The 24,058-nt window shown below is 53.8% G+C and carries 23 protein-coding genes; 14 read left to right on the forward strand and 9 right to left on the reverse strand.

The genetic code is table 11. From position 1 onward, the window contains the following. Positions 1-134 precede the first annotated feature (134 nt). The 14 genes from ACQKE4_RS00390 to ACQKE4_RS00455 all read left to right on the forward strand — a co-directional run bounded on the left by ACQKE4_RS00390 (position 135) and on the right by ACQKE4_RS00455 (position 14,426). Positions 135-593 (forward strand): DUF2170 family protein, encoded by a 459-nt coding sequence (locus ACQKE4_RS00390; RefSeq protein WP_427386405.1) that lies wholly within the window; start codon positions 135-137, stop codon positions 591-593. A gap of 84 nt (positions 594-677) precedes the next feature. Continuing rightward, complete coding sequence (locus ACQKE4_RS00395; protein WP_290836302.1) at positions 678-1,373, forward strand: PspA/IM30 family protein; 696 nt, start codon at positions 678-680, stop codon at positions 1,371-1,373. 39 nt (positions 1,374-1,412) lie between these two features. Continuing rightward, on the forward strand, positions 1,413-2,138 hold the full coding sequence (locus tag ACQKE4_RS00400) for a DUF2491 family protein (RefSeq protein WP_427386406.1): 726 nt from the start codon (positions 1,413-1,415) through the stop codon (positions 2,136-2,138). Positions 2,139-2,195: 57 nt separating this feature from the next. Further along, positions 2,196-2,609: a DUF350 domain-containing protein gene (locus tag ACQKE4_RS00405; RefSeq protein WP_427386407.1), complete on the forward strand. Its 414-nt coding sequence runs from the start codon at positions 2,196-2,198 to the stop codon at positions 2,607-2,609. A gap of 28 nt (positions 2,610-2,637) precedes the next feature. Next, positions 2,638-3,261 carry a DUF1190 domain-containing protein gene (locus tag ACQKE4_RS00410; protein WP_427386408.1) on the forward strand — a complete coding sequence of 208 codons (624 nt, stop codon included), beginning with the start codon at positions 2,638-2,640 and terminating at the stop codon, positions 3,259-3,261. A 15-nt stretch (positions 3,262-3,276) separates the two neighbouring features. Continuing rightward, positions 3,277-4,443, forward strand: coding sequence for a glutathionylspermidine synthase family protein (locus ACQKE4_RS00415; protein WP_427386409.1), 1,167 nt, complete (start codon positions 3,277-3,279; stop codon positions 4,441-4,443). A 204-nt stretch (positions 4,444-4,647) separates the two neighbouring features. Then, positions 4,648-6,654: a methyl-accepting chemotaxis protein gene (locus ACQKE4_RS00420; protein WP_427386410.1), complete on the forward strand. Its 2,007-nt coding sequence runs from the start codon at positions 4,648-4,650 to the stop codon at positions 6,652-6,654. 12 nt (positions 6,655-6,666) lie between these two features. Then, the gene (cheB, locus tag ACQKE4_RS00425; protein WP_427386411.1) at positions 6,667-7,740 is read left to right on the forward strand and encodes a chemotaxis-specific protein-glutamate methyltransferase CheB; all 1,074 of its coding nucleotides are present in this window, start codon (positions 6,667-6,669) and stop codon (positions 7,738-7,740) included. Further along, complete coding sequence (locus ACQKE4_RS00430; RefSeq protein ID WP_427386412.1) at positions 7,737-9,161, forward strand: CheR family methyltransferase; 1,425 nt, start codon at positions 7,737-7,739, stop codon at positions 9,159-9,161. The genes cheB and ACQKE4_RS00430 overlap by 4 nt, the downstream gene beginning before the upstream one ends. 1 nt (position 9,162) lies before the next feature. After that, complete coding sequence (locus tag ACQKE4_RS00435; RefSeq protein ID WP_427386413.1) at positions 9,163-11,265, forward strand: hybrid sensor histidine kinase/response regulator; 2,103 nt, start codon at positions 9,163-9,165, stop codon at positions 11,263-11,265. 41 nt (positions 11,266-11,306) lie between these two features. Beyond that, complete coding sequence (locus ACQKE4_RS00440; protein WP_427386414.1) at positions 11,307-11,669, forward strand: response regulator; 363 nt, start codon at positions 11,307-11,309, stop codon at positions 11,667-11,669. A 49-nt stretch (positions 11,670-11,718) separates the two neighbouring features. Beyond that, a complete protein-coding gene (locus tag ACQKE4_RS00445) occupies positions 11,719-13,395 on the forward strand; it encodes a diguanylate cyclase (protein ID WP_427386415.1) in 1,677 nt (558 codons plus the stop codon). Beyond that, positions 13,388-13,942: a chemotaxis protein CheW gene (locus tag ACQKE4_RS00450; RefSeq protein ID WP_427386416.1), complete on the forward strand. Its 555-nt coding sequence runs from the start codon at positions 13,388-13,390 to the stop codon at positions 13,940-13,942. Before ACQKE4_RS00445 ends, ACQKE4_RS00450 begins: the two co-directional genes overlap by 8 nt. A 1-nt stretch (position 13,943) precedes the next feature. Further along, a complete protein-coding gene (locus ACQKE4_RS00455) occupies positions 13,944-14,426 on the forward strand; it encodes a hypothetical protein (protein ID WP_427386417.1) in 483 nt (160 codons plus the stop codon). On the opposite strand, the gene ACQKE4_RS00460 is transcribed toward ACQKE4_RS00455, so the two are convergent. From ACQKE4_RS00460 to ACQKE4_RS00500, 9 genes are all read right to left on the reverse strand, one after another. Next, positions 14,409-15,614 (reverse strand): molybdopterin molybdotransferase MoeA, encoded by a 1,206-nt coding sequence (locus ACQKE4_RS00460; RefSeq protein ID WP_427386418.1) that lies wholly within the window; start codon positions 15,612-15,614, stop codon positions 14,409-14,411. The genes ACQKE4_RS00455 and ACQKE4_RS00460 overlap by 18 nt on opposite strands. Next, entirely contained in the window at positions 15,607-16,128 is a 522-nt protein-coding gene (gene moaB / locus ACQKE4_RS00465; RefSeq protein WP_427386419.1) for a molybdenum cofactor biosynthesis protein B, read from the reverse strand. Before moaB ends, ACQKE4_RS00460 begins: the two co-directional genes overlap by 8 nt. A 5-nt stretch (positions 16,129-16,133) precedes the next feature. Beyond that, a complete protein-coding gene (locus ACQKE4_RS00470; RefSeq protein ID WP_427386420.1) occupies positions 16,134-16,457 on the reverse strand; it encodes a DUF1244 domain-containing protein in 324 nt (107 codons plus the stop codon). Positions 16,458-16,576: 119 nt separating this feature from the next. Next, the gene (locus ACQKE4_RS00475; RefSeq protein ID WP_427386421.1) at positions 16,577-17,674 is read right to left on the reverse strand and encodes a formate dehydrogenase subunit gamma; all 1,098 of its coding nucleotides are present in this window, start codon (positions 17,672-17,674) and stop codon (positions 16,577-16,579) included. Positions 17,675-17,685: 11 nt separating this feature from the next. Next, positions 17,686-18,300 (reverse strand): formate dehydrogenase FDH3 subunit beta, encoded by a 615-nt coding sequence (gene fdh3B / locus ACQKE4_RS00480; RefSeq protein WP_427386422.1) that lies wholly within the window; start codon positions 18,298-18,300, stop codon positions 17,686-17,688. A gap of 76 nt (positions 18,301-18,376) precedes the next feature. Beyond that, on the reverse strand, positions 18,377-21,229 hold the full coding sequence (locus tag ACQKE4_RS00485; protein ID WP_427386423.1) for a molybdopterin-dependent oxidoreductase: 2,853 nt from the start codon (positions 21,227-21,229) through the stop codon (positions 18,377-18,379). 24 nt (positions 21,230-21,253) lie between these two features. Beyond that, positions 21,254-21,454 carry a twin-arginine translocation signal domain-containing protein gene (locus tag ACQKE4_RS00490; protein WP_427386424.1) on the reverse strand — a complete coding sequence of 67 codons (201 nt, stop codon included), beginning with the start codon at positions 21,452-21,454 and terminating at the stop codon, positions 21,254-21,256. 78 nt (positions 21,455-21,532) lie between these two features. Beyond that, entirely contained in the window at positions 21,533-22,150 is a 618-nt protein-coding gene (locus ACQKE4_RS00495) for a TorD/DmsD family molecular chaperone (RefSeq protein ID WP_427386425.1), read from the reverse strand. Positions 22,151-22,154: 4 nt separating this feature from the next. Further along, complete coding sequence (locus ACQKE4_RS00500) at positions 22,155-23,882, reverse strand: 4Fe-4S dicluster domain-containing protein (RefSeq protein ID WP_427386426.1); 1,728 nt, start codon at positions 23,880-23,882, stop codon at positions 22,155-22,157. Positions 23,883-24,058 lie beyond the last annotated feature (176 nt).

The raw sequence follows: 24,058 nt of genomic DNA on the forward strand, positions 1-24,058 counted from the left end.
CAGTAAAACCCAAACCCCGTATTTGCCCCTCCAATAGATAGTGGGTAAAAGATACGGGGTTTTCGGTAATCTGAACCATTTGCTCTACTAAATGTTAAGGTAAAGCCACTTAACGAACGATGGAGCAAACTGCCTTGACTACGCCTACCGTTACTAGCGGCATCACCGCCACCGAACTCTATCATTTAGTCAGACAGCCAGCGTCAAGCAGCGCCGGGAATGCAACCCTTGAGTGGCCGCAAGCCACCATTAGCTTAGATGAATCGAATCAAACCCTAATCTGGGAACTCAATGATTATGGCAACTTGCCGATCACACTCTCGCGCAGCGAAAATGAGTGGATCGCCATGGCGCCCATCGTTGCTGTAGAAAGCGTTACTAATACTGCCGAACTCAACGAAGTGCTGTTACGCCAGGGCATTTCGTTACCGTTGGCCTCTGTGGGTATTGTCGAGATCGACGGGCACGACTTTTATGTGGCCTACGGGCAGCTATTTGGCGACTCCAAGCTGGAATCCATTTGCGCTGAGCTACACGCCACGGCGGGTGCCGCCATGGAAGTCGCTGAACTGATACAAACGCATTTCGTCTAAGCTGGTTTATCTGACATGGTTTATTGATCATCGTCGCCGTCAAGATGACGTTTTAAAAACAGTTTTTAAAAAAAGAGAGCTCTTATGTTAAGCAAAATCATGACTGCCCTACGCGGCAAAGCGAATGAAACCGGACAAGCGGTGGTCGATTCCCAAGCGCTGCGTATTTTAGACCAGGAAATTCGTGACTCAGAAAATAACCTTAGCCAGTCTAAAACCGAATTGACTCGCCTGATGGGCCAGCGCCAGCTAAATAGCAATAAAGCGGACACGTTGGAAAGCAAAATTGCCGAGCTGGAAAAAAGCGCCGAAGCGGCGTTAGACAAAGGCGAGGAAGCGCTGGCGGTGGAAGTCGCCGAGCGAATGGTCGCGCTACAGGATGATTTGGAAGCAGAACGCGCAATTGTTAGCGAGTACGATGCCAGCATTGAAAAACTGCGTGGTGCGATTCGCAGCACCGACAACCAGCTTCGTCAGCTTAAGCAGCAGGTTAGCGTGGTAAAAGCCACTGAATCTGCGCAAAAAGCGCAATCCGCCGTCGCGGCTCGCCACTCGGGTCAGAATAGTGCCATGAGCAGCGCCATGGAATCACTGGAGCGTATTAAAGAGCGCCAGCAGCTCAACTCAGCGCAAATGCACGCAGCCGATGAGATGGCGGCGGAAGAGAGCGGCAGCTCACTGGAAGCACGTCTGAAAGCAGCAGGCATTGGCGGCACCCAGCGCAAAGCCGACGATGTGTTAGCGCGCCTGAAAGCGAAGAAAAACACCACTCAAGAGTAAGTCGTTCCGCTCCCAACAAACTGATTAGCGAGGCAGGCCATGTTGAACACGCTGAAAGCACTTTTCCGTGCCACCACGGAGAAGCCACCCGAGCCGCCTACTACAGGCCGCCCGGTAGCGGCAGGCCTGCCAATGGGCGTCAGTCAGGAAGACCTTGAAGGGCTGCGACTCGATGGGCGCGTCAATATCAAACTGATCGGTCTGCGCGCCCACCCAGATACGCTATTTAGTTGGGATGACGACGCCTATCACCATATTGCCGCGGTAGGCCACGTTGATCTGGGTCAGGGGGCGTATCTAGTGCGCTTCTATCTGGATAACGATACTTGGCTACAGGCCAATGTTGAGAATGGCAAGGTGCTTGAATACAAGCTATTCGACTTTTACCGGGTGGCCCATCTTTCGGATGGCGAATTTGATAATTTGATAAACGGTGAAGATAAACAGCCTGACAGTATCGGCACCCAAACGATTCCCCTTACGTCGACTTCCGACGCAGCCCGCACCTGCACCTATCAGCGGGTATGGGGTAATGGCGATAGCCTATGGTCACCACCGGTAGTATTTGATGAGCAGGTGATGACCACAGAGAGTGTCTCTGCACGTCATGTAACGCATCACACAATGCTCTATGAGCGCCCTATTCAAGGCACTGAGCGCATGGAGTACTTACTGTTAAGCGCTGAAAACGATGGCGAAGGCAGCTTTATGGTCGTGCACAACCTAGGCGTTGATGTTGCTTCGGTCGATATCGATGCTATGTAAGCGGTAGACTGTTTCTAGAGCGCTATTTTTTACGACTTATAAAAGGAAATATCCTCCATGGTGAACTACCTGTACGGCTTGCCGTCATTTATCGCTTATTTATTAACCGCGATTTTATTGCTTGCTGCCTTTATGTACTGCTATAGCCGTATTACGCCACATCACGAATGGACACTGATTCGTCAGGGCAATGCCGCTGCCGCCACCGCCTATGGTGGCTCTATTTTAGGTTTTACGATTCCACTCTATAGCGCGATGGCGCATTCCATCAGCTTTCTTGATTTTGTGCTTTGGAGCGTGGTGGCGTTTGGGGTTCAGTTAGCCACCTTCTTCGCCGTTAAGCTGTTTTTGCGCAAGCAGGGTGAAAGCCTCTCCCAGCACATTACGGAAGGCCATCACGCTTATGGCATTTTAATGGCCAGCGTGGCCGTGGCCGTCGGCTTGCTCAACGCCGCTTCGATGACTTGGTAACGACGACGTGGTAAAGGAGAGAGTCGGTATGTCTAAACACGATCACACCCCCCATTTGCCCCGCCGTAAGCGCAGCGGCCGCTTAACCCTGGCGATGATGGGCGCTGGCGCTTTTGGCCTCACCGCCTGCGGACAGCCACCCCAGGAAGAGCAGATTACTGAGGTTGAGTTCGACCAGCCGCGTAGTTTTCAGAGCGTCGAAGACTGCGTTGCGGAGAACGTTTACACCCGTAGCGCCTGTGAAGACGCTTACCAAGCGTCCTTGGAAGCAGTGCCGCGCTATAGCACCCTTGAAGAGTGCGAAGCTGAGAATGGTGAAGGTGCTTGTACCGCGCCAACCGAAGAGCAGTCCCAAGCGGCTACCGGTAGCACCGGTGGTAGTTGGTTTATGCCCGCCATGATGGGTTACATGGTCGGTAGCATGATGTCTAACACCAACCGTGGCCGCTCTTTTGAACGGGTTTACCAGGAGCCGGTATACCGCAATCGTCAGAATCAGGGCAACTGGAACACCGCCTCGACCCAGGCGACTCAACGTGTCACCCAGCGTAACGATGCAATGCGCAGCTCGGTCGTACAGAACCGCCAAGCGGCTACTCAGCGCAGCGGTTTCGGCTCGCGCTCTTCGGCACGGGGTGGCTGGGGCTCCTAACCAGCGAACATTCACATGCTGCGAATCGATATTCCTGAACGCAATAACTGGAAAGCCCTGGCTCACGAGCTGGGGTTTAATTTTCATACCATCGAAGGCGAGCCTTACTGGAAAGAGGATGCTTACTACCAGTTCACCATGGAGCAGGTAGAGCGAGACATTGAAGCGCCTACCGAAGCGGTGCATGAAATGTGTATGGAGCTGGTCGATAAAGTCTGCCACTCCAATGCATTAATGCAGCGTTTGTCGTTGCCCGAGCATATGTGGGACAGCATCCACAACTCCTGGAAATCAGGTCAGCCGCATCTCTATGGGCGGATGGATTTTGCCTACTCCGGCGACGGTCCGGCGAAGCTGCTGGAGCTCAATTACGACACCCCTACCTCGCTTTATGAAGCAGGTTTCTTCCAGTGGGTGTGGCTTGAACAAGCCATTGCGCAAAATATACTGCCGCGCCACGCTGATCAGTACAATTCGATTCAGGAGCGCCTAATCAACGCCATGGCACATCTTGGTGACCGTATTGAAAATCGTACGCTGTACTTTTCATGCATTAAAGATAACGCTGAAGAGCGCGCCACCGTGCACTACTTGCAGGATGTAGCGGTACAGGCCGGTCTTAACGCACCGTTTATCTATACTGAAGATATTGGCCTGCGTGCTGGGGCGGAGCATTTTGTTGACCTTGAAGAGCAGCCTATCCACGCGATCTTCAAGCTCTACCCTTGGGAGGAGATGGCCGATGATGCCTTTGGCGAAAACATTCCCCAGTTAAACACCCACTGGTTTGAGCCGCCCTGGAAAGCGATTCTCTCTAACAAAGGTATTTTGCCGCTACTTTGGGAACACTTTGAAGGACACCCCAATTTGCTACCGGCATTTTTCGAAAATGCCAACAGCCCTGCTCTGCCTTCGGGCTGGGTACGCAAGCCGTTCTTTTCCCGAGAAGGCAGTAATATTGAGCTGATCACGCCATCAGGCCAGCGCGAGGCGGTAGGCGGCCCCTATACCGACAGTCCGTGGATTCGTCAGGCCTACCACCCAATGCCACGGTTTGGTAATAATCACGCATTAATCGGCAGTTGGGTGGTCGGAGATCGCGCCTGTGGTATGGGGATTCGTGAAGACGTGGGGCGAATAACCAAAGACTCTTCCTGCTTCGTGCCTCATGCGATTGTGTAAACGTGAGCACCAATATCTAATGATTAACGCTGGACAGATGTCCTTAAAAAAGCTGAAATCAGGATGACTATTCTGAAGTTCATTATCGTGAGTAAAGCAGCAAGCATTACTTTACTCTCTTCACCCTGAGCGTTTCTCGACAGCGTTGATGTGGGCAATTCCTGCGTCTTCAGGGCCACCGTTTATTTTGGAGCAACGGCGAACATGATGGCGCGCTGGAAATCCCTACCTCTAAGGCTAAGGCTTTTTCTCTCTTTTGGGACCGTATTAGCACTTGCGATGCTCTTGGCACTCTATCTTCAGGCGCGCTCGCATAGTGAGGCACGGCTGGATAACCTTCTCAACGAAGAGCTGCCCACGCAAGTTCAAGGGTTAGCAGCGCATATCAATCTTAGCCTTAGTCAGGAGCTAGCCATTTCAGAAAGCCTCGCCAATAGCTTTTTCATAGAGCAGTGGGTCCGCGATGGCCTCCCTGAAGAGCGCCAGGATGAGGTAGCCAGTTATCTAACGCGCTTAATGGCTCAACTGAATACTGAGCTACTGTTTATCGCTGCTCAATATCAAGGGCGTGGCTACTATTTTCAGTTTCGTAGCGGGGATTTTCTCCAGCGCATTATTCAGCCACTCGGCAATGAAGACGACTGGTACTATCGTTTTACTGACGGCGATGCCGCTTATGAGCTGATCTTAGATAGCGACACCTTCTCGCCAGATGAAGCTTTCGTGTTTATTAATTTCCGAAGTGCGGTGAATGCCACCAACGGGCGACCCTTGGTCGTGGCAGGCGCGGGGCTTGACCTAACCAAAATGGCGACGCTAATTGATGATTTCCAGCTTGGTGATGCCGGACGTGCCTCCTTACTCAGCCCCGAAGGGGAGCTGCTGGTTCGTAGCGATGAAACCACGCTGGAAGCGCTGCCTTCTCCAGCACTGCAAGGCCTTTTGGATAACGAACAACTGCAGGTTCACGAAATTAATCGTAACGGCCAAATACTGCTTGTCAGCACCCTTTGGTTACCCGAGCTGCAGCGCTACCTTATGGTCGAAGTTAATAAAGAGGCTTACCTGACCTCGACTAGAGAGCGTTTTTTACAATCCAGCGGGATGGGCCTGCTCATTCTGCTGGGGGGGTTGTTGCTACTCTATCCATTGACCGGCAGCCTGATTCGTCCACTGATTCAATTCCAGCGCCAGCTCAAAGATATCACCCACAGCCTAGATCTTTCACGGCGTGTTAAAACGGACGACAGAGCAGAGTTAGGTGACCTGGCCGACCAGACGAACGAGCTTCTTGAGCGCCTTACCCGTGCCATAGCCGCGGTGGCGAAGAATTCTCAAGCCCTGACGCTAGTGGCTGATCGACTGGCCAAGACCGCAGGCTTATCCGGTGTGGATGGCAGTAACATTGACCATGAAGCCAGTCAAACCATGGCGGCTGCTGTTGAAGAGATGGCCTCTTCGGTGGCGGAAATCACCTCCACCATGGAAGAGCTTTCCACTTCATCAACCCAAATAGCTGACCATTCGCAGTCGGTGGTCGACGTTGCTAACCAAACCCTAGAGCGCAGCCGTAAAGGGAGTACAGCGATGCAGCTACTGCAGTCCAAAATGCAGGATATACGTAGCGATAGCGAACAGAGTCTTAGTGAAATTATGACGCTGGGCGCTAAATCCAAGCAGATCAACAAGGTGATGGAACTGATCAATAAGCTAGCCGCCCAGACTAAGCTGATCGCCTTTAATGCTGCATTGGAAGCCTCCAGTGCGGGCGATTCTGGACGCCGCTTTTCAGTGGTGGCAAATGAAATACGCCGCCTGGCGGACAGTGTCACGGACTCCACTCAGGAGATTGAAAATCATACCGATGATATTCAAACAGCGATTAATCGCTTAGTGATCACCTCGGAAAAAGGTGCTTCTTCCATCGAACAAGGCGTTGAAGTGAGCATCAATACGGCTCAAGATCTGGAAGCAGTACTAAAAGCCGCCAGCCAAACCAGTAGCGCGGCACAGCAGATATCGCTATCTACCCAGCAGCAAAAAACGGCAAGCAGCCAAGTAGTCATTGCTTTACGCGATATTGATACCGCCAGTTCGCGCAACGCTCATTCAGTTCGCAGCATTACCGAAATTAGCCAAGACATGATTAATATGGCAGCTGAGCTTAACGAGTTGGTTCAGGAGTTTACGCTGACTAACGACGACCGCTGATAAGGATGCCGGATGAGTGTAATTCGTGTAGTCATAGCCGACGACAGCCAGGTAGCTCGCGACGTGCTACGCGAGATACTTGGCCGCGACGGTGATATTGAGATTGTCGGCGAAGCTACCAATGGCCGTGAAGCAGTGGAACTGGCAAAACGTTTATCGCCTCAGCTGATTACCATGGACCTCAATATGCCAGTGATGGACGGACTGAGCGCCATTGCAGAAATAATGCACACCAAGGGTGTGCCGATTCTGGTGATTAGCGACCGCTCTGATGCGCAGACAGCCTACCAAGCGCTTGAAGTGGGCGCGCTTGAAGTGGGCGCGCTTGAAGTGATGCCGAAACCCTCGTTGGATGAGGCCGACGGCGAACGCCTGTTAGAGCGCATTCACCTGCTCGCCGGTGTGACAGTGATTACTCGTTTGCGTCGCCGAGGTCTAACACCGCTTCCGCCGTCTACTCATCCTAATAACGAGCGTGGACTCCCACGCAACTTCCAACGCGTGGTCGCCATTGCTTGCTCTACCGGTGGCCCCCAAGCGTTATTACGCTTGCTGCGCCCATTACCAGCAACGTTCCCCGCCCCGATTGTGATCGCCCAACATATTAGCCATGGGTTTATTGGTGGTATGGCAGAGTGGCTATCATCCTTGTGTGCAATGCCTGTAAGTGTGGGCGTTGAAGGCGAGCTGCTATGCCCCGGGCACATATATTTATCGCCGTCTGAAGCCAACCTAAGTGTCAGCCCACGTCACCGCTTCCAGCTAAAGCCTAGTCCAGAGACTGCCCTTTACCACCCCAGTTGCGATACCCTGTTGCAGAGTGTCGCTGACGTATATGGTGCTGATGCTATTGGGGTTATTTTGACCGGTATGGGCCGAGATGGCGTCAATGGCATACGCGACATTTATCAAGCCGGGGGCACCACCTTGGCACAGGACGAAGCAAGCTCCGTGATCTATGGCATGAACCAAGAGGCCGTGAAAGCGGGTGTTGTTCAGCATATATTGCCTCTCGACAGCCTTCCAGATCGGCTACTGCGTGATGTACGTGCACGCGTATCTAACGGGTCGGAGCCGTTTGCATGAGTGCGCTAGCGCCCCTTAAGCACCTGGTTCACCAGCGCTGTGGTTTACACCTTGAAGGTTTGGCTGAAGCTCGCCTCTTCAGAGCAGTGGCCGCTCTACAAGCCTCAACGGGATTAACACATACCTCGTCCCTTGTTGAGCGTCTAACCAGTGATCGTACGCTTTTCGACGGATTTATCAGTCAATTGACGGTCAATGAAACCTATTTCTGCCGTGAACCCGATGCTTTGAACTGGCTGGTCAATACCCACTTACCCCAACGCTTGGCCGCCGGCAAAGCCCCCCTCTCCATTTTCAGTGCAGGCTGCTCTTCTGGTGAAGAACCCTATAGTGTCGCCATGATGCTGTATGAGCGCTTTGGCGAGCATGCCAAAACCCTGTTTAATATCTCAGCTGGCGACCTGGATCACCAAGTGCTGGCAAAAGCCCGCCAGGGTATTTATGGCGGCATGGCGTTTCGAGCTCTCTCACCCGCGCTTAAAGAGCGTTATTTCAGCCCCCATGAAGGCCGCTTTAAGCTCCAGGACACGCTGCGCCAATGGGTTAATTTTCGCCCATTTAACCTATTAAATGCACATGACAGCAGCCTCCAGGGCTCTTTTGATGTGATTCTCTTTCGTAACGTGTCAATTTACTTTGATGAGCAGACTCGCCGCCGTATCCATCAGCAGCTTTCCCCCCTGCTCGCGCCGAAGGGTGTTTTACTCTGTGGCGTTACCGAAACATTAGGCAATGACCTAGGCGTGCTTGAACTAGTGGAAGCTCAAGGAGTTTTCTACTTTCAACACCCCGAACAAACTACCCAGCCCCCCGCCGACCTACCCACCGTTTCATTACCTCCTAACGCTAACAGTAGCGAAAATATTGCAAGTGCCGAAGGTATTGCAAGGGACAAGGATTACAGCACCGATGCTGCCTCTGAGATGCGCGTATCGCTTTCAGCTCTCCCTCCTGAAGAGGAAGCAGAGCAATTCAACCTTCAGTTGCATCATGCACATCAACTGCTGAATAAAAATGCGTTCGCCGACGCTGATGAGCTGCTACAAGCATTGCTCCAACAGCAACCATGGTCGATCGATGCGCTGGTGCTTGCTGGGTTAGTCGCCCGCTGGCAGCACCGGCCCCATGTCGCCTATGAGCACTTTAAAACAGCTATCTACGTCGCCCCTGAGTGTTGGCCCGCCCATTTTTACCTAGCGGAGCTCTACCGTCAGGGAGAACTGACCGATGAGCCCATACAGCGCCAACGCAGCTATGCCTCGGTAGTGCGTTTGTTGATAGCCTCACCGACCGCAAATGGTGGCTTGGACATTATCGCGCCGCCAATTCCCCCAGGGGATGCACGCTTTCTCGCCGAACGTTACTTGAGTGTGGTCAACTCAGCGCTGGAATCAACCAATACCTCACAGGGAGTGAGATAATATGGCGCTGGATATTCGCCGATTTATACAGCGCTTCGTAGAGGAAGCCGCGGATCACCTTCCCCGACTTCGCGATGGCATTCGCGCATTAGAGCAGGGTTGTGCCGATCAGGAACAGATCAATGAGCTTTTTAGGGCGGCGCATACGCTGAAAGGCTCTTCGCGTATGCTCAAGCTTGAGCCGATTACAGCCTTGGCACACAGTACGGAAGAACTGCTTAGCGCCTTACGTGAAGGTACTCAAACAGCGTCTCCAGAAGTAACTAATCTACTGGGGCAAGCCGTTGATGGGTTAGCAGACTTTGTCAGACGTCTAGCCGAAGGCGCAAATGCTGATGAGCTACCGATGGCGGATACAGCACTATGTAGTGCGTTAGAAAATAGCGCTCTTGGGGACAGCCAACCGCCCGCGCCTGCCAGCCTTCCGGTTCCTGACATCGCTACGCCGCCCCCCGCCGCGCCAGCAGCGGAAACCGAACTCCGTTTAAGCGATACCGTCAGGGTTCGCTTAGATCGCCTGGATGATGTCATTCGCCTTATGGGTGAGGTGCTCTCCGGGCACCACCATTTACACGACCTGGTCGCACAAGCCCGCAGGTTGAGCGCAACGCTGCCCGCCGACCAGCAGGGGCCATTTGATACCTTTAGCCGTGAGCTAAAAGACAGTGTGCTTAACCACGACTCTCTGATGAGCGATTTGCACGATCGGGCACTGCAAATGCGCATGTTGCCGCTAAGCGTCGTCTTCGACCCGCTGTCACATATGAGCCGTGAATTAGCCCATTCGCTTGGCAAACAAGTTGATTGTCGCGTTCGGGGTGGCGAAATTGAGCTTGATCGGCAAATGATTGACCGCTTGTCAGACCCTCTAATTCACCTGCTACGCAATGCGCTGGATCATGGCTTAGAACTACCTGCCGAGCGCCTGGCAAGCGGTAAATCATCCCGTGGGCAACTCGTCATCGAAGCATGGCAGGATGGTGGCTGGGTGGTAGTAGAGATGCACGATGATGGCGCGGGCATTTGTCTTGATAGCGTGCGCCAAAAAGCGCTCGCCAAGCAGCTGCTCACCGAAGCACAGCTGGATACACTTAGTGAACAGGAAATCCTCGAGCTGATTTTTCTTCCAGGTTTTTCTACTAAAACAATGATTACCGATTTTTCGGGCCGTGGGGTCGGTATGGATGTGGTAAAGCGCACCGTGATAGATGAACTCAACGGTGACCTACAGCTTGCCAGCGAGGTCGGAGCTGGTACCCGTTTTACGCTGCGCCTGCCACTCTCACTGGCCATGATGAGAGTACTGTTGGTCAGCGTTAGCGGGGTAAACCTCGGTGTGACAGCCCCCTATGTGGCAGAACTGGTGGAGTGCCCCACCTCTTCATTTATTGATGCCGCCGGACAATGCACGTTAATTTTGCGCAATGAGTTCGTGCCGGTCGTAGCGCTTGCCCAGCTATTGGAACTCCCAGCCTCACCGCCTACGTCAACTAACACCTTGTTATTGATTGTTCATCAGCGCCACCAGAAACTGGCCTTAATCATTGATTCACTCATCGATGAACGCGATATGGTCATTAAACCGCTCCCCATCCATCTACGTCATTTACCCCTGGTGTCGGGTATGGTCTCCATGGGGCAAAGTACACTGGTAAGCCTGCTGCATGTCCCTGCACTGCTGGAACTAACGCGACATAAACCGCAGCCACCAAGTAGCGAGCATGCCTCTTCATCTCGACGGCAGCGTGTCTTGGTGGTTGATGATTCACTTAATACGCGCGAAATAGAAAAAGACGTACTTGAGGCATGGGGCTACCACGTCACTTTGGCGGAAAATGGTCGTGACGGATTAGCGAAAGCGCTAGCTGAACCTTTTGATGCAGTGCTCACCGATGTTGAGATGCCAGTGATGGATGGTTTTGCGCTAACAGCCCGACTGCGCGAAAATGAGGTTTACCGCTATCGACCAATTATAATTATCACCTCGCGGGAAAAAGAGGCTGACCGCAGACGGGGTATTGAGGTGGGCGCCGATGCCTATATCGTTAAAGGCAGCTTCGACCAAAACAACTTAGTAGAGACGCTTCAAGCGCTGTTGGGCTAGCCGCGCTTTCTCAAAGACACCATTATTCACGAGGTTTTTGCATGCATATTTTGGTGGTAGATGACGATCCACTCGCAGGTGAAATGACAGCGGCACTACTTGAAGCCCAAGGACATCAACCCTTGCTGGCCTGCGATGCCATGGAGGCCGTCGAGCAGCTAGATACTCATAGCGAGATTATGTTGATTGTGAGCGACATGCACATGCCTTTAATTAGTGGCTTAGCCCTGCTGGAGATGCTACGCGAGCAAGGTAATAGCCTGCCGTTTATTTTACTCACCGGTGACACGCCCGATGCAGCGCTACAACAGACACCTGGCTTGGCTGCCTGCTTACGCAAAGATGCCGAGTTAATGTCCACATTAGAGCAGGCAGTGAACCAGGCGCTCGATCTTCATGATTAAAAACAGATGAAATGGAACGCCGCTTCCGATCACTTACGCAGGTAGTTTGATGTCGAACCCCGCCCCTTCGCTGCACGACAAGCTTACCCAGCTACGTGAGCGCTTTATTGAGCAACTGCCCACTCGCTTAGCGAAAACCGCTGAGCAGTGGCAGCAAAGCCGCCTGTCCACAGAAGAGCAGTCCCGACTGGCACCGGAGCTACACCGCTTTTTCCATAGTCTTAAAGGCACGGGGCGGTCACTCGGCTTTGAGCGGCTAGCCATGCTAGCGGATCAGGCGGAAGACGCGCTCACGGCAGATCCTCTACGGGAAGATATAGACACGTATCTCCCACACCTCTTGCAGCAGCTTGATCACGAACTCCAACAATTACGCTCCTATCAAGGCCAACAAAAAGCGCTGGCAGCCATCAATAGCTTTGAAATCATTACCCAGGACGAACCACTACGTAACAAGCGGCAGCGGCTAATTTATCTATGTGACGATGAACCCGAACAGGTCGATCAACTTATCCATCACATGCGCTGTTTTGGCCATGAAGTAGTGCATTTTATTGATACAGACACCTTCTTCAAGGCGGTGCTTACCCGCCGGCCTGATGCGGTCATCATGGATGTGCAATTCCCACACGGCCAAACAGCAGGTACCGAAACGCTGACCAGCTTAAATAAACTGACTGGCCAGCAACTGCCCGCTATTGTGCTATCCGCTTACGGCGATTTTCACTCGCGGTTGAGCGCTGTGCGCGCTGGCTGCGGGGGTTACTTCACCAAACCCGTTAAGCCGCTTGACCTAATGCTCGCCATTGATGAGCTGACTGCGCCTACCTCTGAGGAGCCACTGCGCGTATTGATCGTTGATGATGAGCCCGAAGCCGCTGCCTATCACGCATTACTGCTTGAAGAAGCAGGCATGACTGCAAGGCAAGTTCACCACCCTGCTGAAGCGCTTACGGCTCTAGAACGCTTTAACCCGGATTTACTATTGATAGATGTCTATATGCCAGTATGTTCGGGCGAGGAGCTGGCTAATATTATTCGTCAGCAGCCGGAACATCTAGGCCTACCGATTATTTACCTCTCCAGTGAAACTGACAGTCAGAAGCAAATATCCGCCATGGCAGCTGGCGTTGAAGCCTTTATTACCAAACCCGTACAGCCAAATGAACTTGTTTCCGCTGTACGCTTACGCGCTGAGCGGCTGCGCCTGCTGCGTTCGTTAATGACCCGTGACAGTATGACCGGGCTTTATAATCACAGCACGACCACCGAACTTATTAATAAAACCCTTTTTCAAGCACATCGTGAAAACACTCAGCACGCCATGGCGATGATTGATATCGATCACTTCAAACAGGTGAATGACACCCATGGCCATTTAGCGGGTGATCAAGTGATCATAACCCTGGCAAGACTACTTAAGAGCCGCCTGCGACTCTCCGATATCATTGGCCGCTATGGCGGCGAAGAGTTTGTCGTACTGCTGAAAAGTATCGACGCCGATAAGGCGGCCAAGTTGATCGACAGCTTACGCAATGACTTTAGTCAGGTTGATTTTCACGCGGGCGACATTCGCTTTCGATGCACGTTCAGTGCCGGTATAGGCGGTTTCCCCGAACAACCTTCCACTGAGTCACTACGCTTAAGCGCCGATCAGGCGCTTTACCGTGCTAAACGCCAGGGTCGCAATCAGGTAGCCATCAATAGGGAGCTAGCGGATGACTGAAAACCCACGGGCCAGCCATATTGACGAGCAGCACGGGATCCAGAGCTTGGAGGAGGCATTAGCAGCGAACGGTGATAGTGAGGCCGTGGTGGACGTTGAAGAGCCGACCCAGCAGCTTGTTCTATTTCGTATTGGTGGTCAGCGGTTCGCGCTGCCTGGCAGCGCCGTTAATGAAATTTTACCTAGCGATCAGCCGGTCTATTTTGTACCCGGGCTGCCCGCTTCCACCGAAGGTGTCTTGCACCTACGCGGTAAGATTGAGTCGGTGATTAGTCTGCATCAGTTATTGAGCCTACCCGCACCTGAGGGCAAGCCTCGTGGCATGATCTTACTGGTTAACGCCGCAGGCATACGCAGCGGCGTACGTATTGAGCAGCTTGACGATGTGTGTGATGTTGCCGAAAGCGTCCTGCAATCTCCTCCAGAAACACTTTCCAGCACGCTGAGCCCTTATGTGAGCGCACTCTGGCAGATGGATGAGGACCAAGCACTGGCTCTGTTAGATACCGAAGCGCTATTTAGCGCCTATCAGCAAGGGCTGGGTTAAGGTGGCCAAACCAACCCATACCAGTCAAACTGATGATCAACCGCGTGTCGCGCTTGTGCTATTTAATGTGGCTCAATACCGCGTAGCCATTGAAGCAAATCAAGTAATTTCGATGAGCGATCAGCCCAGTCATCGGCGTACGGCCAATGCCCAAACGCTACTCTATTCAGCTCCCAGCGCCCCTGTCTCGCAGCCCACTTACTGGCTGACCTTGCGTGATTCGGCTAGGTTTTTGCAAACAGGGTTTTTGCAGAAAGAGGGTTGGCAGCTAGGGGTGAGCGGTGAGATAGCGCTGCAGCAGCTCCCGGCGTCCTCTATCCGCCCCATCCCTAAGCTGCTTCACTCGCGCCGCTTCACCCCAGCACTATGTGGTATTGCCTTCGTTGGGCAGCAGTTGGTGCTTGTGCTAGATGCGCGCAAGCTTGCTCCTGAACCTTCTCCCTCTGCACTGCACCTTCTCAACCCCCTAGCCCGCCAGCCATAAACAGCTGATCTCATCGCCCTCGACTACTTCGCTATTGGGCGGAATAACCGCAAACGCATCGGCATTGATACAGGAAGAAAGCACGCCAGAGTTCTGATCATCAAAGGCCGTCGCCGTCACACCGCTGGATGTAAATTGCAGGGTCACGCGCATATAGTGCTCGCGCGGCCCCGTCGAGGTGGCAAAAGTAGCGCGAGCGGTTATCGTCGGCAGAGCGTTTAGTGCCGGGCAGTCCAACATAGCCCCGACCAACGGGCGTAAAAACAGCCAAGCACCGACGAACCCTGATACCGGATTACCCGGCAACCCCACAAAGCGCGCCTGGCGGCCATCACCCCTCGGCAAACGGCCAAGTGCTAATGGTTTGCCTGGGCGGATCGCCAGCTTCCACATATCAAGCTGGCCAATCGCTTCCAGCGCTGCTTTAACGTGATCTTCTTCGCCAACGCTGACCCCGCCGGTGGTGACCACTAGGTCTGCCTCACTAGCGGCGGCCGTCAGCAGCGCTACCGTACGCTCATAGCTGTCCGGCACACTGACGGTGCTGATGACCTCGGCACCAAAGTTCTCTAACAGCCGCTTCAGCATCGGCCGATTAGAGTTATACAGTTGGCCCGGCTTTAACGGGGTACCGGGATCAATAATTTCATCACCGGTCGAAAGCAGTGCCACCCGGGGCCGAAGACGAACGCTAACCTGGGTAATGCCCTGACCCGCCAAGTGGCCAAGGGCTGCTGCTTCGAGTCGTTCACCGGCCTTCAGCAGCACAGAACCGCTCTTCACATCGCGCCCCTGACGGCGGACATTATCACCCGCTGGAATGTCAGCAGGCATCAACGCGCGCTCACCATCAATCTCTACGCGCTCTTGCATCACCACGCAGTCGGCACCAAGCGGGATTTCACCGCCGGTAAAAATCCGCGCGCAGTTGCCTGGAGCAAGTGCTTGTGCCTGAGTGCCCGCTGCAATGCGCTGGCTCACCGGCAGCCACTGCCCGGCATCGGCAGCACGCAGCGCATAGCCATCCATCGCGCTGTTATCGAATGGCGGCACGTCCAGCTGCGCGATGACAGCGTCGGCCAGCACGCGGCCAGCAGCGGCTTCCAGTGCTACCTCTTCCGACATAACGGGGCTTACGTCTGCTAACAGAGCCTCAAGCGCGGCTGAAATGGGCTGCAGATCAGCCATGCTGACCTCGGCCTGGGATGACCAGGTTGGCAAAATTACAGGGCTTGTGGCGGCTATCCAGCTGCTCAGCTAGAATGCCGTCCCAGCCGGTGCGGCAGGCGCCGGTTGAACCCGGCAGGCAGAACACCACCGTGGCATTGGATAATCCACCGAGACAACGGCTCTGAATGGTCGAGCTGCCGATCTCTTCACTGCTTAGCTGGCGAAAGCGCTCGCCAAAACCTTCGATGCGTTTATCCAGTAGTACCGAGATAGCTTCTGGCGTGGAGTCACGGCCGGTAAAACCGGTACCGCCAGTGGTGATCACCACCTGAACGCTCTCATCGGCAATCCAATTCGCCACCACCGCGCGAATACGATAGACATCGTCAGGTACGATGCGCTTTTCAGCGAGGGTATGCCCGGCGCTGGTTAAACGCTCGACCAATGCCTGACCACTGCGATCCGTCTCTTCGTTGCGGGTATCAGAGACCGTCAGCACGGCGATATTGAGAGGAACCATCGCTTCACTCATGACATTCACCCCTGTTTGGCTGCTTTCTTTTTAGCGTGATGTGCGTCCCAAGCTGCCATCTGTTCGGGTGACGCAGGCGGCTGATAAAGCGCTTTCCATTCGCTGTAAGGCATACCATATACGTACTCCCTCGCCTCTTCATAGCTGAGGGTTTCACCACGTGTTTCAGCGGCAGACACCAGCCATTTAGATAAACAGTTACGACAGAAGTCGGCCAGGATCATCATATCGATATTCTGTACGTCTTTGTTCTTGTCTAAGTGTTGAAGCAGGCGGCGAAACGCGGCAGCTTCGAGTTCGGTACGAGTCGCTTCATCAAACTGTTGCATCACGGTTCCTTTACTATCTTCGTTCACAATATGAGCAGACGTATTAAGACCCAGCATAACAAAAGACACCGCCATATTCGGCGGTGTCATGGGTTTTACTACTCGATTTACTTAGCCCATCAGCTTGGCCGTGAGGCTGACGGTTCACTGTGGTCACCCGACTTGCGGGCAGCCAGTTCTTCCTCAGAAATTGCTTGGCCTTTGACCTCTTCGTACCACAGGTTGTGGTGCTCTTTGGCCCAGGTCTCATCCACATAGCCGGTAGTCATCGCTTCAAGCGAGCCCTCAGTGCCGACGGTACCAATGTAAATATGGCCCAGCGCCACGGCAGTTAATCCTAGCGCGCCCACCGCATGGATGATATTCGCCCACTGCATGGTGTCACGGCTCTGATTAAAGTTGGGGAAATCGAGTACGAAACCACTCGCAATCACCACGACACCCGCCGTGGCCAGCAGCCAGTACCACGCTTTCTCGCCGCCGTTAGCAAAGCCAGCATCCGGATGGTGCTTGCCGGTTAAACCGCCTGCTTTTTTAAACCACACCCAGTCGTGCTTTTTAGGAATGTTGTCTTTTAACAGACTTAACAGCAGCACAATAAGCAGAATGCCAAAGATCGGCCCCAGGTAGTTATGCAGTACTTTAGAGGCGGAGATCATCCACGCCCAAAAGGCATCCCCAAACAGGGAGCGAAACACGAACTTGCCATACAGCAGATTTAAACCCGTCAGCGCCAGCGTGATAAACAGCGTGGCAACCGTCCAGTGTAATGAACGCAACAGTAGCGACCAGCGAAACAGCTTACGCCCGGTGCGGGGCTCGTCTAAATGCTTACGACCCACAACAAAGTAGAACAGCGTAATTACCGCCGCCATGCCCACTATCGCGATCAGCCCAAACGGCGATACCCAACGATTACGCAGTGTGCGCCACGTCTCGCCACTCGCGTTGATCAGGTTATAGGTGCTTTCGTGGCGAGAATCACGGAAATTTGCATCCGTTTCGCCACCACGTACCTGGCGCCACTGCTCGGCAGTGATACCAGGAGCAGCCGTGCTCATCTCGCGGTCAGGGTCGGCCTGAGCCACCGCTACCTGCGTAAAACCAAGGCTAAGCATCACGACAAGCGCGACCATTATCATACGCCCAATGCCCAGGGCGAGCCCTTTACCTGAGCGCGGCACCCTGGCGGGTGCCTGTGCAGTCAACAGGTTCATGACACGCCTCCTTACCCTTTACGGGTAGCATCGTAGGCTAGGTTATCGGCACTGGCCTGTGGGTTATTCGACCAAGCACCATCTGGATGGCCACGATGTACAACCCGTTGACGGAAGATATCGGCAACGTCTTGTGCATCACCGGCAAGCAGCGCTTTGGTGGAACACATTTCCGCACATAGTGGCAGTTTACCTTCGGCAATACGGTTAGAACCGTACTTGGCATACTCTTCTTCTTTGCTCTCGGCAGGACCGCCTGCGCAGAAGGTACACTTATCCATCTTGCCGCGCTCGCCAAAGGCGTTCTGCTGCGGGAACTGCGGCGCGCCAAACGGGCAGGCGTAAAGGCAGTAACCACAGCCGATACACAGGTCTTTATCGTGCAGTACGATGCCGTCATCGGTCTTGTAGAAGCAGTCGGTTGGGCAAACCGCCATGCAGGGGGCGTCGTCACAGTGCATACAAGCGACGGAAATAGACATTTCACTCGCTTCGCCGTCATTAAGCGTAACCACGCGGCGGCGCTGAATGCCCCACTCGACATCGTTGGCGTTTTTACAAGCGGTGACGCAGCCGTTGCATTCAATGCAACGCTCGGCGTCACACATAAATTTCATTTGAGCCATGGTGTTCTCCTCTTACCAGCGCGGTCTTTAACCGCGCTGGTATGCTGTCAGGTCAGTCGCGACTATTTTATTAGGCTTAAGCACGCTCAATGCGGCAAATGGTGCACTTGGTCTCTTGCATCAGTGTCACCGGATCGTAGCCGTAGGTCGTCGCGGTATTTGCTGACTCCCCAATAATGTAAGGATCAGACCCATCCGGATAACGGTCGCGCAGACTTTCCCCCTGGAACATTCCGCCGAAGTGGAAGGGCATAAACGCCACGTTGCGATCAACGCGCGGTGTTACCAGCGCCTTCACTTTGACGCGGCCGCCCTCAGCACCTTCTACCCACACCTCGTCGCCATCACTGACTCCAAGATCGTTGGCATTGCCCGGATTGATCTCGACGAACATCTCTTGCTGCAGCTCGGCCAGCCACGACATGGAGCGTGTCTCTTCACCCCCACCTTCGTACTCAACCAGTCGCCCAGAGGTAAGAATAATCGGGTAATCAGCGCTGTTATCGCGATCCTGGATGCTTTTGTACATGGTCGGCAGACGCATGATGGAGTCAAAATCATCCCAGGTCGGGAAGCGTTCGACTAAGTCACGGCGGGTGGTGTAAAGCGGCTCGCGGTGCTTGGGCACGGCATCCGGGAAGGTCCAGACGACTGCACGCGCCTTGGCGTTACCGTAAGGGGCGCAGCCATGCTCAATAGCCACTCGCTGGATACCGCCAGAGAAGTCAGTTTTCCAGTTTTTACCTTCAGCAGCCACTTTCTCTTCAGCCGTCAGGTCATCCCACCAGCCCAGATCTTTGAGCAACTGGCCGCTAAACTCAGGATAGCCGTCGTCGATATCACCGCCGACCGGAGCAGAACCTTCCGCCAGCAGGTTGACGCCATCGCGCTCGATACCAAAACGAGCGCGGAAGCCCATGCCGCCTTCCATTACCGGAATGCTGGTATCGTACAGATTAGGCGAGCCTGGGTGACCAAACTCTGGAGTGCCCCAGCAAGGCCAGGGTAGGCCATAGTAATCACCATCAGCCGGGCCACCTTGAGCGCGTAAATTCTCGAAGCTAAAGGTATGCCAGTTTTGCTGGTGTGCCTTTAGGCGCTCAGGGCTTTGTCCGGTGTAGCCTACTGTCCACATGCCGCTGTTGATTTCACGCAGGATATCTTCGATCAGCGGCTCGTCACCGTTCATCTCATAATTCATCACCAGCTCATTACCGAAGCCCAGCTTGCGGGCAAACAGATACATGATTTCGTGGTCTGGCTTAGATTCAAACAACGGCTCAATCACGCGGTCACGCCACTGAATGGAGCGGTTGGTGGCAGTGACACTACCGGTGGTTTCAAACTGGGTGGCCGCAGGCAACAGATAAACGCCGTCGTTGCGGTCATGCATGACAGCGGCAACCGTTGGATAAGGGTCAACGATGACCATCATCTCAAGCTTCTGCATGGCTTTCTGCATCTCGACACCACGGGTCTGGGAGTTAACCGCATGGCCCCAGTAGAACATCGCTTTCAGCGCAGTACGCTGAGAGATGTTTTCATCCTCTTCCAGCACACCGTCTACCCAGCGGGAAACTGTAATACCACTGGTGTACATCGGCTTGCCATCGGCGTACTCGGTGTCATCAAAACGGCCTTTAAGCCACTCGTAATCGACATCCCATACCTGCGCCCAGTGCTGCCAAGCCTCTTCCGCTAAGCCGTAATAGCCCGGCAATGAATCAGAACCCAGGCCCAAGTCGGTAGCGCCCTGTACGTTATCGTGACCTCGTAGAATGTTAGCGCCGCCACCGGATTTACCAATATTGCCCAGCGCCAGCTCAAGAATGCAGTAAGCGCGGGTATTGTTGTTACCGGTGGTGTGCTGGGTACCGCCCATACACCACACAACACAGCCAGGACGGTTGTCGGAAAGGCGTTTAGCCACATCGAACATGTCCGCCTCGGAAACCCCGGTGACATCCTCAACAACGCTAGGAGTGAACTGAGCCACTTCAGCGCGCACTTCATCCATACCGTAGACGCGCTGATTAATGTACTCGCTATCTTCCCAGCCATTTTCAAAGATGTGCCACAGCAGGCCCCAAATATAGGCCACATCTGAACCGGGGCGAATACGTACATACTTACTGGCTTTAGCAGCCGTGCGGGTAAAGCGCGGGTCGGCAACAATGATGTCGCAGTTATTGCGCTCTTTAGCAATCAAGATGTGCTGCATCGCCACCGGGTGGGCTTCGCTGGGGTTAGACCCAATAAACAGCATCGATTTGCTGTTATGCATGTCGTTGAGCGAGTTAGTCATCGCCCCGTAACCCCAGGTATTTGCTACGCCGGCAACTGTCGTCGAGTGACAAATACGCGCTTGGTGGTCGGTATTATTGGTGCCCCAAAGCGAAGCGAGCTTGCGCATCAGATACGCTTGCTCATTACTGAACTTCGCCGATCCCAGCCAGTAGACGCTATCCGGGCCGTGTTCATCGCGCAGTTCAAGCAGTTTGTCGCCGATCTCGTTAATGGCGTCGTCCCAGCTCATACGCTCCCACTCACCCGCCACCAGCTTCATCGGGTATTTGAGGCGACGCGTTGAGTGGCCGTGCTGGCGTAAAGAAGCGCCTTTTGCGCAGTGAGCGCCACGGTTAATGGGGTGATCGAAAGCCGGTTCTTGCTTCGTCCAAATGCCCTCTTGAACTTCTGCATAAACGCCACAACCTACGGAGCAGTGAGAGCAGATCGTGCGCTTGGTTTCTACCGGCGAATCCAATACTGGGGTTTTGTTGGCCGCTTCGGCGCGCTGCATCATCGGCGCTCCCATAAAACCAACGGCAGCAACGCCGCCCGTCGCGGCACCAGTCCGCTTAAGGAATTGGCGGCGGGAAATTCCCAGCCCAGAGGCTTTAGGGGTGTCTGTTTTGCGAGTTAAACGCATGGCAAATCTCCTGGCATTCCGCCGTCAGTCACGCAGAGAGGCGTAATACGCACGGACGTGGTCAGTCTCACGGTAGTTAACCGTTTGTTTTTCGTTTTCCACTGGGGCATTGTCAGCCTGTGCCAGAGTGACATGACCAACGGCTGCTGCCGCACCTGCAGCGGCGGTTCCCAACCCTACGGTTTTCATAAACCGGCGGCGCTCAGGATTATGTGATTTGTGCATGGGGTTCTCCTCTAGCATGCTTTTATGCAGGGTCTTTTTATGTAGTTTTTATACGGCGGCTTTGTTAAAGCTCAACAGTTAAAGCTCAACAATACGCACCGTCGTTTGGCCCGCATCAACCCTTAAGCGAGCCTGCTCACTCTCCATAAAAGCGCTACCCAACTGACCCAGCGCTGCATAGAAAGCAGTGTCTACCTGCCCCAGGTCGGCACAACAATTGGCCGCCCATGGGGCTAAATGTTGGCTAAAAAAATAGGCCTGTTCTTGGCTTTCGGCATCGATCAACATCGCCATGACTTCACATAGCGCTGCAAGGTGATCTTCTGGATCACGGGTATGCTCACTACGCACAAAACCAAGTACTTTTAAATCACGACGCAGCGCCACCAGCGCCGCTTCCATTAATTCGCCGTTGCGATACCAGGAGGCATAAGGCACCACCTCTCCCTGAATCACCCCCACCAAGTGATTAAAATGCGCACGCTGCAGTTGCTCTATGTGGGCCGCTTTTGCAGCTTCTGAGAGAGCCTTCCAGCACTCAGCTAAGCGACTGCCATCCTGATCAATGGAAAGATCAGCCAGCCACTCCAAAAGCTCTGCATCGGGTGCCTGACGTAATAGTGAAGCAAGCAGCCGGTATATATCGGCGCGTAGTGCATCCGCTTCTTTGAGCGTGGACAGTGCAGCATCCGTCATTGGCTTATACCTTCAGTTGCGCGTTTGGATCGCGAATCATGGTTTTCCAAACATCTTTTACCCGGCAGTCTTCGCACATTTCCAGGCGGATCATTGCCTCACCGGCAAAATAGGGGTGGTGGGCGAGCTTCTGTTTAATAGTAGCTACGGTACTGACGGTGGCAAACGGCTTACCGCAGTTGATGCATTCAAAGGCAGCCTCTTCGTGGCAAATGTGCCGCGTTGTACGCGCATCCGTCGCCAGGAAACCGGGCAGCAGGGTAATCGCGTTTTCAGGACAGGCCTGCTCACATAAACCACACTGCACACAGTCCGCTTCCAGAAAGCTAAGCGCTGGCTGGTCGGTGCCTGATTTCAAGGCTGGTGTCGGGCAGTTACTGACACAGGCATGGCACAGCGTACAGGCATTGCTATCGACCTGGATCGTGCCGTAAGCAGCACCGACCGGCAATGCCACTCGCTCACTACTGGGGCTTCCAAGCTCGGCCAAGCGCGCTAATACGCGGTTTAAACGGGCGCGTTTTTCGGGTTCTGGCAAGCTAAGCGGTGCCTCTGTCAGCGGCGTTAGCGCTGGCAGCGCATCCCGACCTGCACCATCGGCTATCTCGACCAGCTTTACGCGAGCGCAGTCATGACCCAGCGCCTCTAAGAGCGCATGAGCTTGAGCAACCTGATCAGTCAAAAAAGCGCTTAAGCGAGCAGGCATATTGGGGTGCAGTTGGATGCGCACTTCGGCAGCACCCGCAGCGAGCGCGGTAAGCCACTGGTCGTGACCCGCCGCGCCCAGCTCTTCTAACGGTGCGTCAATGACGTGACCTGCAGGGACTACGCCAGCTGCACGCTCAGCATCTTGTGAATCATGGGTAATAAAACGCAGCACCGGCATTTGGCCGCCCGCTTCGCGATAAGCACCCAGCCAGGTAGACAGCGTATCTTGTTGGCGGCGGGTTTCCGGTAAGCGAAATTCGATAGCACCGGTTGGGCAGGCGCTGGTGCAACTCCCAACGCCTTGGCAGAGATAAGGGTCAACCTCGATACGGGATTCAATCCGACCTTTAACGCTGGAAATAGCATCCGCCGGGCAAACATCCAAGCAGCGCGTACAGCCAATATTGCCGCTGGTGGAGTGAGCACATAAATCACTGTTGACTTGGAAGTAACGCGGCTTATCAAACTCACCCACTAGCCCTACAAAGCTATCGAGAGTTTCACTGCGCTGCTCAACGTCATGCCACTGCATAGTGACATAGCCAGGTGGCGGTAACTCCCAGCGCTGTGAATGCGTGGTCGCAGCAAGATCGAATATCAGATCAAAACCGTCACGCTCAATCAGTGCGCGGGCAAGATCAAGCGGCGTATCATCACTCTCAATAAGTACGCTGAAAGCACCTAAATAACCGTTGATACGCAGTTGGCTTAACTGATCGCTACTGAGCATCTGGGTAACTACCGGCTCACTGCCCCCAAGCGTATCGACAGGAGCAGGGCTTGGGTTGTGTTCAGCAGATTCAGCTAAAAGCAGTGTAAGCGATGCCAAGCCGCGCCCCTGGAGCGCGCGAGCAGCTGGATAAACGTCGTCGACCGACCCTATTAACAGCGCATGACCACGGCTGTGATAGGTCACATTGGCAGGCGTTAAATTAGCGGGCCAGGAGATACGCTGGCGTACCGTTTCCCGAGCCTCGGCATTACGCTGGTCGTCTATCGACGCCAGTTGGATTCGTTGGTTCATGCGCTCTCACGGTCAGTGAATAATTCTTATTATAATTTTGAATTGTCTAATTTAACTATTGTGGCATAACTATGCGCTAGAGCTAAGTTCAGCGTATGGCGAAATATGACATTTGCCAACCTAACAGCTGTCAACGCTGCCAACGATCATGTATTTTTAAAAACCTAACATATTGA

Source organism: Halomonas sp. NPDC076908 (assembly GCF_050269715.1).
GTDB lineage: Bacteria > Pseudomonadota > Gammaproteobacteria > Pseudomonadales > Halomonadaceae > Vreelandella.